At 64.6% G+C, this 15,684-nt stretch carries 8 protein-coding genes; 2 read left to right on the top strand and 6 right to left on the bottom strand.

The genetic code is table 11. The annotated features are described in order from the left end of the window. Positions 1 to 133: 133 nt before the first annotated feature. The 4 genes from aroG to PQR53_RS24835 all read right to left on the bottom strand — a co-directional run bounded on the left by aroG (position 134) and on the right by PQR53_RS24835 (position 8,445). Entirely contained in the window at positions 134 to 1,207 is a 1,074-nt protein-coding gene (gene aroG, locus PQR53_RS24820; RefSeq protein WP_179736235.1) for a 3-deoxy-7-phosphoheptulonate synthase AroG, read from the bottom strand. Between the two features lie 405 nt (positions 1,208 to 1,612). Further along, a complete protein-coding gene (gene tldD / locus PQR53_RS24825; RefSeq protein ID WP_408459774.1) occupies positions 1,613 to 3,079 on the bottom strand; it encodes a metalloprotease TldD in 1,467 nt (488 codons plus the stop codon). Positions 3,080 to 3,188: 109 nt separating this feature from the next. Then, a complete protein-coding gene (locus tag PQR53_RS24830) occupies positions 3,189 to 4,076 on the bottom strand; it encodes a carbon-nitrogen hydrolase family protein (RefSeq protein ID WP_408459777.1) in 888 nt (295 codons plus the stop codon). A gap of 145 nt (positions 4,077 to 4,221) precedes the next feature. Continuing rightward, the gene (locus PQR53_RS24835) at positions 4,222 to 8,445 is read right to left on the bottom strand and encodes a YhdP family protein (protein ID WP_408459780.1); all 4,224 of its coding nucleotides are present in this window, start codon (positions 8,443 to 8,445) and stop codon (positions 4,222 to 4,224) included. A gap of 187 nt (positions 8,446 to 8,632) precedes the next feature. Here PQR53_RS24835 and glnE point away from each other — a divergent pair, with 187 nt between their 5' ends. Beyond that, positions 8,633 to 11,425 (top strand): bifunctional [glutamate--ammonia ligase]-adenylyl-L-tyrosine phosphorylase/[glutamate--ammonia-ligase] adenylyltransferase, encoded by a 2,793-nt coding sequence (glnE, locus tag PQR53_RS24840; protein WP_408459783.1) that lies wholly within the window; start codon positions 8,633 to 8,635, stop codon positions 11,423 to 11,425. Between the two features lie 100 nt (positions 11,426 to 11,525). Here glnE and recN read toward each other — a convergent pair whose 3' ends face one another. Next, positions 11,526 to 13,196: a DNA repair protein RecN gene (recN, locus tag PQR53_RS24845; RefSeq protein WP_408459785.1), complete on the bottom strand. Its 1,671-nt coding sequence runs from the start codon at positions 13,194 to 13,196 to the stop codon at positions 11,526 to 11,528. A gap of 159 nt (positions 13,197 to 13,355) precedes the next feature. Further along, positions 13,356 to 14,258, bottom strand: coding sequence for an NAD kinase (locus PQR53_RS24850; RefSeq protein ID WP_408459788.1), 903 nt, complete (start codon positions 14,256 to 14,258; stop codon positions 13,356 to 13,358). Positions 14,259 to 14,561: 303 nt separating this feature from the next. Between PQR53_RS24850 and hrcA the strand changes: the two genes are divergently transcribed. Then, on the top strand, positions 14,562 to 15,581 hold the full coding sequence (gene hrcA, locus PQR53_RS24855) for a heat-inducible transcriptional repressor HrcA (protein WP_408459791.1): 1,020 nt from the start codon (positions 14,562 to 14,564) through the stop codon (positions 15,579 to 15,581). Positions 15,582 to 15,684: the final 103 nt, after the last annotated feature.

Consider the following 15,684-nt stretch of genomic DNA (forward strand, 5'->3'; position numbering starts at 1 on the left):
ACGAGTTGTTACGGTACAGAGGCGGCTCGTCGAGCACCATTCGTCCGTTCGGCTAACAAAAAACCCGGCTGGATGAGCCGGGTTTTCGTTGAACCAGAACTACAGCAATCGCGCCAAGGCGCGCAGAGACTTTTTAATTGCCGCTGCCGCGCGCCACACGCCGTTGCTTGACTGCTTCGGCGAGACCCTCCAGCACGGCGATGCTTTCATCCCAGCCGATGCACGCATCCGTGATGCTCTGGCCGTACGTCAGCGCGCAGCCTTCCTGCAGATCCTGCCGGCCCGCCACGAGATGCGACTCCACCATGACGCCGACAATCCGTTCGTCACCCGAAGCAATCTGGCGGCCGATATCCGCGCACACAGGAATCTGGTTCTCGTGCTTCTTCGAGCTGTTCGCATGGCTCGCGTCGATCATCAGACGCGCCGCGAGACCCGCCTTGCCGATGTCGGCGCATGCCGCATTGACGCTGTCCGCATCGTAGTTCGGCGTCTTGCCGCCGCGCAGGATGATGTGGCAGTCCTCGTTGCCAGCGGTCGAGACGATCGCCGAGTGGCCGCCCTTCGTGACCGACAGGAAATGGTGCGGCTGCGACGCGGCCTTGATTGCGTCGACGGCGATCTTGACGTTGCCGTCCGTGCCGTTCTTGAAGCCGACCGGGCACGACAGTCCCGAAGCCAGTTCGCGATGCACTTGCGACTCGGTCGTACGTGCGCCGATCGCGCCCCACGAGATCAGATCGGCGATGTACTGCGGGCTGATCATGTCGAGGTATTCGGTGCCGGCCGGCAGACCGAGTTCGTTGATACGCAGCAGCAGCTCGCGCGCGGTGCGCAGGCCGTCATTGATCTTGAAGCTGTTGTCCATGTGCGGGTCGTTGATGAGACCCTTCCAGCCCACCGTCGTACGCGGCTTTTCGAAGTACACCCGCATCACGATTTCGAGTTCGCCGGCGAAGCGCTTGCGCTGCTCGACCAGACGCCCGGCGTATTCCATCGCCGCCTTCGTATCGTGAATCGAGCACGGTCCGATGATGACAATCAGACGGTCTTCCATGCCGTGCAGGATGCGATGCATTGCATTGCGCGAGTTGTAGATCACGTCGGACACCGTTTCGTCGCAAGCGAATTCGCGGATCAGGTGAGCGGGCGGCGTGAGTTCTTTCAACTCGCGGATGCGGACATCGTCGGTGTTATGCGGGGGCATGCTGGTTCTCCTGAATCGGGTCGTAGCGTGTTCGCGCGGGCAACGAAGGCTGGGATCAGACAACAATCAGGCAGCGATGCCAGGGCGGACAACAATCAAAAAAGTTTCAACGGCAAAAGTTTGAAAGACGTGAGGCGAAAAAAAACCGCCAGGCTAGCTGGCGGTTTTCGTGAATTCTGAGTGTCTTGCGTGCACTAACACCCCTCTCGATCCGCCAGCGGTCTGAGATGCCAAAAAAAGTAAAAGTAAAACTTGGCGGACATAGCGGAAATAGGTCGCTGGTCAAAAAGGGTGAGTGACTTTATAACCCGGGCAAGCGCGGCTGACAAGCTACAGGGGGTAAAAATGCGGCAAATCCGCATACTTTGCGCCTTTCATGCACGAAGTATGCGTCTGCATCAAAAATCAGGCGGTACCACCGACCGTCATCCGGTCAATGCGCAGGGTCGGTTGCCCGACACCCACCGGCACGCTCTGGCCTTCCTTGCCACACACGCCGACGCCCGAATCGAGCTTCATGTCGTTGCCGATCATACTGACGTACTTGAGCGATTCCGGGCCGCTACCGATCAGCGTCGCGCCCTTGACGGGGTAGGTGACCTTGCCGTTTTCGATCATGTACGCCTCGGAGGCCGAGAACACGAACTTGCCGTTCGTGATGTCGACCTGGCCGCCGCCAAAGTTCACCGCGTACAAACCGTTCTTCACGGAAGCGAGGATTTCCTGCGGGTCCTTGTCGCCGTTGAGCATGTATGTGTTGGTCATGCGCGGCATCGGCAGCGCGGCGTACGACTCGCGGCGCGCATTGCCCGTAACCGGCATTTTCATCAGGCGCGCGTTCAGCGTGTCCTGGATGTAACCCTTCAGGATGCCGTCTTCGATCAGCGTCGTGCACTGGGTCGGATTGCCTTCGTCGTCGATGTTCAGCGAGCCGCGGCGGTTCGGCAGCGTGCCGTCGTCGACTACCGTCACGCCTTTCGCCGCAACCTGTTCGCCGATGCGACCCGCGAATGCCGACGATCCCTTGCGATTGAAGTCGCCTTCGAGGCCGTGGCCGATCGCTTCGTGCAGCAGCACGCCGGGCCAGCCCGGTCCGAGCACCACGGTCATTGCGCCGGCCGGAGCCGGGCGGGCCTCGAGGTTCACGAGCGCCGCGTGCACGGCGTCGTCGACATAGCCCGACAGCACTTCGTCGGTGAAGTAACCGTAGTCGAAGCGGCCGCCGCCGCCGCCGCTGCCGATTTCGCGGCGGCCGTTCTGTTCGGCGATCACCGTGACCGACACGCGCACGAGCGGACGGATATCGGCCGCAAAGCCGCCGTCGCTGCGCGCGACCAGCACCACGTCGTATTCACCGGCGAGGCCTGCCATTACTTGCTGGATGCGCGGGTCACGGCCGCGCGCCATCTGTTCGATGCGCTCGAGTAGCTTGACCTTGGCGGTTGCGTCGAGTGAATGCAGCGGATCGGACGGCAGGTACAGATCGCGCCCGGCGATGCCGGTCAGCGACGAGGCCACCTTGATCTTCTGCTTACCGCCGCCCACCTTGGCGATCGAACGGGTGGCGAGCGCCGCCTGGCGAATCGCGTCGGGCGAGAGGTCGTCCGAATAGGCGAAAGCCGTGCGGTCGCCCGACACGGCGCGCACACCCACGCCCTGATCGATGCTGAAGCTACCCGACTTCACGATGCCTTCTTCGAGACTCCACGCCTCGCTACGCGTGTACTGGAAGTACAGGTCGGCGTAATCGATCTTGTGCGTGAAGATTTCGGCGAGCGTGCGGGTGAGCAGGGATTCGTCGAGACCGTAGGGCGTCAGGAGGATGTCCTTGGCGGTGGCGAGATTACGGATACCGGGTTCGATGATGTTCATGCGAAGTATGTTCTGCTCGATACGAAGGATTCGGTTAGCGCCGCTGTCACGATCACTATATGAGTGAGCGGCGCCGCAGTTTCAATATGCGGCTTCTGGATTCCGTGGATCAACTCAGCACGCGGTGACGCCAGGCTGGCAGGCTCTGCCGCACTTCGTCGATGCGCGCACGCTCGAGATTGCCGCCCACCACGCCGGCGCCTTCGTCGCGCACCGCGACGATTTCGCCCCACGGGTCGATCAGCATGCTGTGGCCCCATGTCCGGCGGCCGTTTTCATGTTTGCCGCCTTGCGCGGCGGCCAGCACGTAACACTGGTTTTCGACCGCCCGGGCGCGTAGCAGCATTTCCCAATGCGCGCGGCCGGTGGTGTAGGTGAACGCCGACGGGACCACGATCAGCGCGCAGTCGCCCATGCGCCGGTACAGTTCCGGAAAGCGCAGATCGTAGCAGACCGACAGGCCGACCCGACCGAACGGCGCTTCGAAGGTGCGGACTTCGCCGCCGGGGCAGATGGTGCGGGCCTCGTCGAACGATTCCTCGCCCTTTTCGAAATTGAATAGATGGATCTTGTCGTAGCGCGCGGCCTCGTTGCCTTGCGGGTCGAACACCAGCGTGGTGTTCAGCACGCGCGACGGTTCCGGCGACATCAACGGCAAGGTGCCACCGATCACCCACGCCTTGTGGCGGCGCGCGGCATCGGCGAGAAAGCGCTGGATCGGGCCGTCCTGGTAGGGCTCGCGCACGGCTAGCTTGTCCGTGTCCTTGAAGCCCATGAAGCAGAAATACTCGGGCAGCAGGACCAGTTGCGCACCGCCGGCGGTGGCTTGCCCGATCAGGCGTTCCGCTTCGGCCAGATTGCGCTCGCGATCGGGCGTGCTGACCATTTGTAGCGCGGCCACGCGGAAGCTGCTGCCGGAAGACCCGTTGGACGCTACAGCGGATGAGGCCGCGGACGAGGCGGTGGACGAGGATGGAAAGACGTGTGTTTCGCTCATGAGCGTTTCGAAAAACTCCCGGCAAAGGCGGCGGCGCGAGAACTGCTTGTGCCGATACGTCGTTCAAGGCTAGCTGCGGCCTGTGGCGTGGCACTGCGCTTTATTATGATCAACGGCCCTAAGGGTGCCAAAGGGTGCTGAAGGCTCAGTGCGCTTCCACGGTCGAAGCCGGAGCGTCCATCTTACCGCGATCGCCCTTCACCCGCTCAATGTGCGGTTTCGACCACGGACCGGTAATCGCGTACTCGCGCGCAAACGCCGTGGAGACGGACTTGCTGAACGCCAGATCGGCCACCAGCGCACCCAGCCCGAGCAGCGGATTGATCACGGTCGCGGCAATCACGGCGGCGCCGGCGCTGACGGTCGGCACGATCTGCACGTGCAGATCCTGGGTCTCCTGCGCCAGATCCACCGAGCCCTTCATTTCGGCACGGGCCGGCGCCGTCACCATCTCGAAGTTCTCGGTACGGCCAATGCCATTGTGAATTTGAGCCGTGCCGGTGACGCGCTCGAACGGCAGTCCTTCGCCGATCACATCGCGGAAATTGAGGGTGGCAAAGCGCGCGAGGCTTTGCAGGCTGAGTACGCCCAGCAGTTTCGCGACGCCCGGGTCGACCTTGAGAATCTGCCCGTGGCGCAGATCGACGGCCAGATTGCCGTTGAGCGTCGGATAGTCGATCGCGGTCGGGCCGCCGTGCCAGACGACCTTGCCCGACAGTGTGCCGCTGCCGGCCTTGAGCGTGTGCGGCTGGCCGAAACGCTCCAGCAACGCGCCGGTGTCCTTGATGTCGAGTTTGAAATCGAACAGGGTACGGCGCTGTGCCGTTTCGTCGGCGGCGTTGCCGACGCCGCTCGACGTGCGCCAGTTCGCGGTGGCGGTCAGCGTGGCGGCGGGGTTGGTGATATCCAGCTTGTCGAGTTGCCAGACCGGCGCGCCGTCTTCCACGAAGTTGTGCGCGTCGACCTCGAGCCGGCCAATGTTGCGATCGCGCACGATCAACTCGTTGACCACCAGATCGATTGACGGCATGTTCTGCGCCGGCGCCGAGATCGCCTGGCCGAGCAGGTCCTTGTCAGTGGCCGACGGGATCACCACACGGGCAAAGCGCGCCTGCAGCGTGCCGGGCGATTCCTTGCTGGCGCCCGGCAGCCAGGAAACGTGCCCCGACACCTGGTTCGACGCGATGTTCGCCTGCCATTTGCCGTCCGCGTGCGACGCGCCGACGATCACGTTGTCCCAGTGCCGCTTGAGCAGGGTCAGCGTCTCGACGTGCAGCGCGAAGCGGCTCGGCAGGAATTGCGTGACAGGCGGATTCGGCACAGTCGGCGCGGCGGCGGGAGCGGCTGCGCCAGCCGGAGCAGGCGTGGGCGCTTCCTTGTTGCGCATCTGCGTGACGAGCGCACGCCAGGCGTCGGCGTCGAACGCTTCGAGGTCGACCGCGGCGACCACGCCGTTGGACGGCAAGTCGGCGGGCTTGTTGACGCCGATCGCGCCGCGCACGACCGTCGGCGGCGTTTTCGGTTGCGCTTTCGGTTCGTAACGCAGCAAATAGGTCGCGGCGAGCGGGCCGAAGGTGAGGTCGGCGCGTTCCAGACCGGCTTCGCTCGCGTCGCCGGCGGGGCTGAGCGCGAAGTGCAGCGGCATCGGGGTGCCAACCGGTTTGTTGAACGGCGCGGGGAAGTCGAGCCCGAGGCCGGTCAGATCGGAGTTCGCCGTGACTTCCGGCAAGCGTCCTTTGGCGCCGCGCACCTTGAGTGCGTAGGGCGCGCTGCCGCTCATGCGCGTCAGCACCTGGGTGGCCGGGCCATGCAGATTCAGGCCACGCGCGGCGTCGACGGCGATGTGGCCGCCAAGGTCGAGTGCATACGTGCCGTCCTGTTTCAGGCCGCCATTCGCGTGCACGTCGCCGCCGAGGAACTGGCCCGAGAGCCGGTCGACCTGCGCCGTGTGTTCGGTGAAGCGCACCTTGCCGTTCAGTTGCGACAGCGGCGGCACGTTTTCGACAGTCAGGCGATTGTTCTGAAAACCGACCGCGCCTTCCACGCCGATATGCGGCTTCGGCGTGCGCGGCACGGTCAGTTTGAGCGCCAGCGACGCGGACCCTTCGGCGTGCACCTTCTCGGTCTCATGTTTGGCCATGATGCCGAGCGAGCTTGCGTTGACGTAGTCGAGCATGTCGGCGAGCGGCCCACGGCCGTTGCCGTCGATCACGAGGTTGGACGCTCGGGTGCCGAGATCGTCGATCTTGCCATTGACACGCGTCAGGGCGACCTGCTTGTAATGGGCGCGGTCGATATCGAAGCGCAGCACGTTCTGGCTGAGTTCGAACACGCCGTCGATGCCGTCCAGCGGCGGCCACACGTTCGGCGTGCCGTTCCTCATCCTGCGCGGCGGGTATGGCGAAGGGTCGAACTTGCCGCCCTTGAACGGCGCGACGATATGGAAAATCCCGGCTTCCGGGGCGCGCGAGTAGGGGAATTTGGTCAGATCGCCGTGTATTTCGATCGTCGCACCGCGCGATGTGCCGGCTTGCAGCCCGTGGCCCAGGTAGTTGCGGAGCTTTTCGCTGATGCTGGTCGGCAGATAGCGCACGATGCGCGTGACCTGGGCGCGCTGGAAGTCGGCTTTCAGGTCGAGCGAACCGCGCCCGTGGCCTGGATTGCTGTAGTTGGCGGTGGCAGTGGCATCGACGTCCGTGTTCGAGACGCCGAAGTTGGCCAGCTTGACGGTGAAGGCCGGGTGATTTTCCCCGGGCGCCTTCGGCGTGATGGTCCAGTCTGCCTCGCCACGCAGACGGTCGAATTTCAGGCGCGGGTCATCGAACACGCCGGGCAGTGTGATCGCGACGTTGGAGGTGTCGAGCATCGCCGTGCCGTGGTTTTCGTCGGCGTCGACGCTGCCCCACAGGTTTTCGATCCCGGGAATGCCCGCGCGCGGGTGATTCAGCGGCGTGAGCCCCGGCGGCGGTTCCTGCGCGGCGACGCTGATGCCCTGCAGATCGCCCTTGAAACGATAGCGCTCGATCGGCTCGGCGCCACTCGGCGGATGCTCGACGCCCGCTTCGCCCGACTCCGGTTTGCCGCGCTCGACCTCGATCAGATAGTTCGCCACCAGCCCGCGTGGATTGAAGCGCACGAGATTGTTCAGGAGACGCCGCGGCAAAGGCAGGGCGCGGCTGAATTCGGCGAGGATGCCCAGGTCGACACGGTCGCCGCTGACACTGACGAGCTGCCCATGCTGCTGCGAAGCGGTCCGGTAGCGGCCGTTCAGCGTGGATAGCGTAAGGGTGCGGGTGAGCGGCGTGCCGTCGTCGAGCGGTGGCTGGCCCAGTTCCGCGTGCAGTTCGTTCAATTGCAGCCTGTAGTCGCCCTGATCGACCTCGAGGCCCCACGCGAAACGGGCCACCGGCACGTCCAGCTTGGGCTGGGTCGGGCGCACCCGCATCGACACGTTCGTGCCGGCTAGTTGGCCGCCGGCGGACTTCATCCGGCCATCGGCGAAGTCAGCCCAGATCGCATTGTCGATGCGGCCGGCGAACATCTCGATCGGGAAATTGATGTAGCGCGCAAGGGTCGGCAGATCGACCGGGCCGGTTGACATATAGACCTGGCCTGTCCAGTTGATCGGTTTGCCGATCGCGGAGAGCCGCGCATGCTTGAAATGCGTGCGGAAGTCGAGCGGACCGTGCAGGACCTGGCCGTCGGCAGGCGCCTGCAACGCGAGCCGGTGATCGTAGCCGTCGTTGAGAATGGCAATGCGGATGTCGCGCAGGGCCAGTTCCGGCGCGTCATGCTCGGCGTCGCGCCAGCGCAGCGCACCGCCGCGCACCACGATCGCCTGTTGTCGCAATAGCCATGTGGACAGGGTGTCGTTGCCGCTGTGGCGGGTCGGCACCGGCACGCCCGCCACCGAAATCACGCCGTCGCTGCTGCGCGACACCAGCACGTCGGGCTGATCGACGATCAGGCTGGAAAGTGCGGGATGGAACTGCCAGAGCGACTTCCACGAGAGCGAGGCGGTGGCGTGCGGAATGGTCAGCGCCGCTTTGCCCTCAGCGTCGCGAATGACGATATCGGTAACGTCGAGGCCCGGCTGAAAGCCGCTCCAATGCGGCGCCAGCTTGCCGATCGTGAACTGCGCGTGGAGCTTCTCGGAGACGGCGGCTTCGATGCGCGGCCGGAACGAGTCGATGCGCGGCAGCACCACATAACGCAAGCCGAGAAAGAGACCCGTCGCGATGAAATAGAGGACGAGTGCGAGCGCGAGGACGACGTGAAAGGTCCGACGCAGCACGATGTGGTCGCTTCCGCTCGCAGGCCGGACCTGCCCGGTTTCGTGCGGGTCGGCGGATTCGTTTCGCTCGGACATGCTGCGGCGGGTGGGCGTATGGTAGTTTTGCGAATTAACGACGAAATGTAACACACGGGAAAGCCTCGGCGGACTTCCGGCAAACCCTTTGTACATGCCGCCTTGCGACCTGCGCGAGGCGCGCCGTACCCCTGTGTTACAGCGAACTGAACCACGCTGATAAAGCAACGAGCGAGCCAGACCTTTGATGACTGACGCCACTCTCCTGAGTTCCAGCTATTCACATTACGCGGCGCGCGCCGCGGCGGCGCGTCCACAAATCGTGGCGCACGTGGCGGCACTGGCGTCCGCGCCCCTCAGCCGTGAACGGATCGACGCGCGCTTTGACGCGCTGTGCGCCGAGGCGGTCGGCGCGAGCGGCGGTCCATTGAGTGAGGATGCACTCAAACGGGCCTTGCGTCAGTTGCGTACCGAGGTGTTTTGCGCCGTGATGGAGCGCGATCTGGCGGGTGAGGCCGATGTTGCCGAAGTCACCGGCGCCATGACCGATCTGGCGGAGACGACAATCCAGCGTGCGTTGGCCGTTGTGTCCGCCGAGCTCGAAACGCTCTATGGCGAACCGCGCGGACCGCAGGGCGAGCGCCTCACGCTCGGCGTGGTCGGAATGGGCAAGCTGGGCGGGCGTGAGCTGAACGTGTCGTCGGATATCGACCTGATCTTCGTCTATGAAGAGGACGGCGAGACCACGGGCGCTCAGCGTGCGCCGATCGCGACACAGGACTTTTTTACACGACTGGGTAAGCGCCTGATCGCCGCATTGGCCGAGGTGACCGCTGACGGTTATGTGTTCCGGGTCGATATGCGGCTGCGGCCGAATGGCGATTCGGGGCCGCTCGTGTGCAGCCTTGGCATGCTCGAAGAGTATTTCTACGTGCAGGGTCGCGAGTGGGAGCGCTATGCGTGGATCAAGGGCCGGCTCGTGTCCGAAGGCGCGAGCGACGCCGCCGGGCGGCTGCAGAAGCAGCTCGACGCGATCGTCACGCCGTTCGTCTATCGGCGTTATCTCGACTTCGGCGTAATCAGCGCGATTCGCGCGCTGCATCTGCAGATTCGCCAGGAAGCGCAGCGGCGCGCCTCGATGCGGCCCGACAAGGCCGACGACATCAAGCTCGGCCGTGGCGGCATCCGCGAAATCGAGTTCAGTGCGCAGGTGTTCCAGCTAATTCGCGGCGGCCAGGATGCCGGCTTCCGCGTGCGGCCGACGCTGGCCGTTTTGCGGCACGCGGCCACGCACGGGTTGATCGATACCTCGGTCTGCGTGAAGCTTTCCCAGGCATACCGCTTCTTGCGCGAACTCGAGCACCGTCTGCAATACCGCAACGACGCGCAGACCCACGCGATGCCGGTCGATCCCGAGGAGCGCGTAGCGCTCGCGCACGCCATGGGTTGCGACGACTACGCCGAGCTGATGCTCAAGCTCGACACGCACCGCGAGTTCGTCGAGCAGCAGTTCGACCAGATTTTCGCCGACAAGGTGAGCGGTCGCGACGGCTGCGGCGCACCGGAAGACGGCGCGGCGGCGTGGGTGTGGAGTAGCGCGCTCGCCGACGACAGCGCCGGCGAAGCGCTTCAGGCGCGCCTCATCGAGCTCGGCGTGCCGGAGCCGGGCGAGCTGCTGGCGCGGCTGCGCGCCGTGTGGCAGTCGTCGCGTTATGCGGGGCTCGCCGAGCGCAGCCGACAACGCTTCGACATTGTCGCGCAGCGTGCGCTGGAGGCCGCGCGTACGCTGGAGCCGCCCGAACGGCGCGGCGACACGGTGGCGCGTCTTTTCGATCTGCTCGAAGCGGTGAGCCGGCGCGGCGCGTACCTCGCGCTGCTGACCGAATATCCGCAGGCGCTGCATCGGGTGCTGTCGGTGCTGGGTGCTTCGCGCTGGGCCGCCGGCTATCTGATCCGCCACCCGCAATTGCTCGACGAACTCCTCGACGACGAGGCGATGGACAGTCCGTTCGACTGGCCTGAATTCAAGCGCACGCTGCGCCTGCGCCTCGCCGCCGCCGACGGCGTCGAACAGCAGATGGATCTGCTGCGCCACGCGCACCACGCCGAGGTATTCCGCATCCTGCTGATCGATCTGGCAGGGCGGCTGAGTGTCGAACATGTGAGCGACCGTTTGTCCGAACTCGCCGACGCCGTGCTCGATGTCACGCTCGAAGCGGTCTGGAAGCAACTGGCCAAACGCCACTGCGAAGTGCCTAAGTTTGCGGTGATCGCCTACGGCAAGCTGGGCGGCAAGGAACTGGGCTACGCGTCCGACCTGGACGTGATCTTTCTCTACGACGATCCGGACGATGCCGCCGCCGACGTCTACGCCACCTACACCCGCCGACTCATCAGTTGGCTGACGACGGCGACCGGCGCGGGCACCTTGTTCGATGTCGACTTGCGGCTGCGGCCGAACGGCGAGTCGGGCCTGCTCGTCACCGATCTGGATGCGTTCCGCCGGTATCAACTGCGCGAGGGCGATGCCGCCAATACGGCGTGGGTGTGGGAGCATCAGGCATTGAGCCGGGCGCGTTACTGCGCGGGCGACGCCGAAATCGGCGCGAAATTCGAGCAGATCCGCGAACAGGTGCTGACCACGCCGCGCGAAGCCGCGCCGCTCGCGAAGGAAATCGTCGAGATGCGCGAGCGCGTCGAGGCGGGGCACCCGAACCATACGGCGCTGTTCGATCTGAAGCACGATCGCGGCGGGATGGTCGATATCGAATTCACCGTGCAGTACTGGGTGCTGCTGCATGCGGCGAGCGATCCTGAGCTGATCCGCAATACCGGCAACATCGCGTTGCTGCGCGAAGTGTCGCGCTTCGGCTTGATGAGCGAGGCGGAAGCCGAGACGGTCGGCGCGGCGTACCGGACCTACCGGAAGTTGCAGCACAAGCTGCGGCTGGACGGGATGGAGAAGGCGCGGGTCAATCCGGCGCTGGTGGTGACCGAGTGTGAGGCCGTGTTGGGGCTTTGGAAGCGGGTATTTGGTTGACGGCTGAGGGGACGAGGTGTGAGCGGCGTCGCGCAAGTCACGCTGCCCGCCGAGCTTGCCTGGCGTTCCCAGATGGCCGCGACAATTCCCGGCCTGAGTTCTACGCTGCCAGCATTTCCTTTGCGTGCTTGCGGGTCGTCGCGGTGATCTCCAGTCCGCCGAGCATCCGCGCGACTTCTTCGACGCGGCTCGCGCGGTCCAGCGAAGTCACGCTGCTCACCGTGCCACCCTTGCCGTTGCCCGCCTTCGCCACCTGGAAATGATGGTCGCCGCGCGCGGCGACTTGCGGCAAGTGTGTGACGCACAGCACCTGACGCGCCTGTCCCAGTTGATGCAGCAGTCGCCCGACTACTTCGGCGACGCCGCCGCCGATCCCCGTGTCCACTTCGTCGAAGATGAGCGTTGGGATGGGACTCGCGGCGCTCGCAATGACCGCCAATGCGAGACTGATCCGCGCCAGTTCCCCGCCTGAGGCGACCTTCGCGAGCGGCCGCAACGGCACGCCGGCATGACCGGCGACGCGGAATTCGACCTGTTCGAGCCCGTGCGCGCCACCGTCCGGCAATGGCACCAGCGCGACTTCGAAGCTGCCGCCTTTCATCGACAGTTCCTGCATACCGGTGGTCACCGCGGCACCCAACGCCTTACCGGCCTTGGCGCGCGCCTTCGACAGTTTTTTTGCTTCGGTGAGGAAGGCTTCTTTGGCTTTGGCAACGGCCGCGTGCAGGCTGTCGAGATCGGCTGCGGCGTCGAGCGCGGCAAGTTGTACGCGCCGTGCTTCGTGTTCTTCCGGCAGCGTCTGTGGCTGCAGGCGAAATTTGCGCGCGGCTGAATGCAACGCGTCGAGACGTTTTTCGACCTGGGCGAGCCGGTCCGGATCGAGGTCGAGCTTCTGCGCGTAGTGACTGAGCGAGTAGGCCGCTTCCTGCAACTGGATCTCGGCCGGTTCCAGCGCTGCCAGCACGTCGTTCAACGCCGGGTCGATCTCAGCGAGGTCGCGCACCTTCGACACGATCGAGGCGAGATGCGTGATCATTGCTTCGTCCGATTCGGACAACGCGTTGAGCGCCCCTTGAACGCCGTCGATCAGATTCGCCGAATGCGACAGGCGCCGGTGCTCGGCGTTGACCTCTTCCCATTCGCCCGGTTGCGGCGAAAGTTTGTCCAGTTCGGTGAGCTGCCAGGCGAGCCGCTCGCGCTCCAGTTGCAGTTCCCGGTCGCGCGTTTGCGCATGCTCGACGGCCTGAACTTTTTCGCGCCACGTGCGCCAGTTCCGCGTGACCGTTGCAGCGGTTTCGGTCAGACCGGCGTGGGTGTCGAACAACTCGCGTTGTGCGTCCGGACGCATCAGCAATTGGTGTGCATGCTGGCCGTGAATATCCACCAGCATCTCGCCGACTTCGCGCAACTGCGCAAGCGTCGCCGCTGTGCCGTTGATGAACGCCCGCGAGCGGCCGTTCGCGTCCACCACGCGCCGCATCATCACCGTGGCGCCGTGATGGCCGTCGTCGCCGGTCGTGCCGAGCGCCTGCTCGTCGAGCCATTGCTCGACTTGCGCATGCGTCTCGAACTCCGCGGTGATGTCGGCGCGGCTCTCGCCGGTGCGCACCACGCTCGCATCGGCGCGGGCACCGAGTGCGAGGGCCAGCGCGTCGATCAGGATCGACTTGCCGGCGCCTGTTTCGCCCGAGAAAACGGTAAAGCCGCTGTCGAATTCGAGATCGAGCGCGGCGACGATGACGAAGTCGCGTATCGAGAGGTGGCGAAGCATGGAGGTCGTCTGATGAGCTTGAGATTCAGGGTTCGGCAGCGGTGGCGTTCGCGTTCGGGCGATCCGGTGTTCGAGTGTTCTGGAGATCCGGCGATCCGGCGATCCGGCGATCCGGGGCTCCGGTGCGCTGGCATTCCAGCGTTCCGGTGTTCCGGCCGCTCAAGGCTTGGGATCTTCTTCGTGCGACGGATATTCGTTCCAGTGGAGCTTCTTGCGCAGCGTGGCGTAGTAACTGTAGCCGACCGGATGCAGCATCGGCACCGTATGACGCGAGCGGCGCACTTCGATCGTGTCGCTCAATTCCAGCGACGTGAACGACTGCATGTCGAAATTGACGTTCACCTCGCGCCCCGAGACGATCTGGATGCTCACCTTCGAGTCGTCCGGCAGCACGATTGGCCGGTTCGACAGCGCGTGCGGCGCGATCGGCACCAGCACGATGCCCTGCAATTGCGGATGCAGGATCGGCCCCTGCGAGGACAGCGAGTAGGCGGTCGAACCCGTAGGCGTGGCGACGATCAGGCCGTCCGAGCGCTGGTTATACATGAAGCGGCCATCCACCGAGACATGCAGCTCCGCCATCCCGGAGAAACCGCTGCGGTTGACCACCACGTCGTTGAATGCCAGCGCGTGATAGATCGCGTTGCCGCCGCGCATGATGCGCGCCTCGAGCAGCACACGCTCTTCGCGCTCAAAGTTGCCGGAGAGCATTTGCGGCACGATCTCGCGCATGTCGGAGATCGGAATGTCGGTAATAAAGCCGAGCCGCCCGTGGTTGATGCCGATGAGTGGCGTGCGATAGGGCGCAAGCTGGCGGCCAATGCCTAGCATCGTGCCGTCGCCGCCTAGCACCACGGCAACGTCGGCGCGCGCGCCGATCTCGGCGGGACGTAGCGCCGGGTAGTCGGTCACGCCGATTTCGGCGGCGGTCTCTGCTTCGAACACGACGTCGAAGCCACGCTTTGCGATGCACGAGGCGAGCGCGGTCAGCGGCTCGCCGATGCCCGGCGTATTGTTGCGCCCGACGAGCGCGACGGTCTTGAACTGGCTGGTCACTTGCATGCCGGCATTACACCATAGGTAGGGCCTGAAAAGAACCGCAGACAGACCCGGTAGCGGGCCGGCACACGCGGGCTGCCAGTGCATTGCGCGATTATCGTTAGAATGGTGAAGCCTTGATGACATACGCGCCGGTTATAGTCCGGCGGCGCGCCGCCGGCGGACTCGCCGAATCGGCGGTCGGCGAGGCGCTGGGCCCGAAGCACAGAATAACAGGCGCCGCCCCGCCAACCGGCGGCGCGATAGTCAGGGGTTGGCGCCGTTAGCGCTCGCTGTAGACGCGTCATTGAGCTAAAATTTTCCGTCATGCTAGATCCCCGCGCACAAACCCTCCTCAAAACGCTGATCGAGCGCTACATCGCCGAAGGTCAGCCGGTCGGCTCGCGCACGTTGTCACGTTATTCCGGCCTCGAACTGAGCCCGGCCACGATCCGCAACGTGATGTCCGATCTGGAGGACCTGGGGCTCGTGATCAGTCCGCATACTTCAGCGGGCCGGATCCCGACGCCGCGCGGCTACCGGTTGTTCGTCGATACCATGCTGACCGTGGAATCGGCCGCGGACGAAGAAGCGGTAATGCGCACCGTCAAGACTACGCTGCAGGCGGGCGAGCCACAGAAAATCGTCGCCGCGGCGGCCAGCGTGCTGTCCAGTCTGTCGCAGTTCGCCGGTGTGGTGCTGACGCCGCGCCGCAGCCACGTGTTCAAGCAGATCGAATTCATGCGCCTGTCGGACAAGCGCATCCTGCTGATCATCGTGACGCCCGAGGGCGACGTGCAGAATCGCATCATGGCCACCCAGCGCGACTTCTCGCCGTCGCAGCTGGTGGAAGCCTCCAATTACATCAACGCGCATTTCGCCGGCCTCTCGTTCGACGACGTGCGCCGCCGCCTGCGCGAAGAAATCGACGAACTGCGTGGCGACATGACCACGCTGATGCATGCCGCAGTCACGGCCAGCACGGATGAATCCGATACCGGCGAGACCGTGCTGATTTCCGGCGAGCGTAACCTGCTCGAAGTCGCCGACCTTTCGTCGGACATGGCGCGCTTGCGCAAGCTGTTCGATGTGTTCGACCAAAAGACCAGTCTCCTTCAATTGCTCGATGTGTCGAGTCACGCCGCGGGCGTGCAGATTTTCATCGGCGGCGAGTCGAATCTCGTGCCGATCGAAGAGATGAGCGTAGTGACCGCACCTTATGAGGTGAACGGCAAGATCGTCGGCACGCTCGGCGTGATCGGGCCGACCCGCATGGCCTATAACCGCGTGATTCCGATTGTGGATATCACCGCGCGGCTGCTCTCCCTGACCCTCAGCCAGCAGTAACACCTGCGGTCATTGCGGGCTGCGGCCGCTGAAGTTGCAAATGATGCGCGACGGCGCGCGGCTTGCCAATTGGCCGAATGGCCAGGGGTCCCTGGCGGACCTC

This window comes from Paraburkholderia fungorum, assembly GCF_046027605.1.
In the GTDB taxonomy this organism is placed as follows: domain Bacteria; phylum Pseudomonadota; class Gammaproteobacteria; order Burkholderiales; family Burkholderiaceae; genus Paraburkholderia; species Paraburkholderia fungorum_F.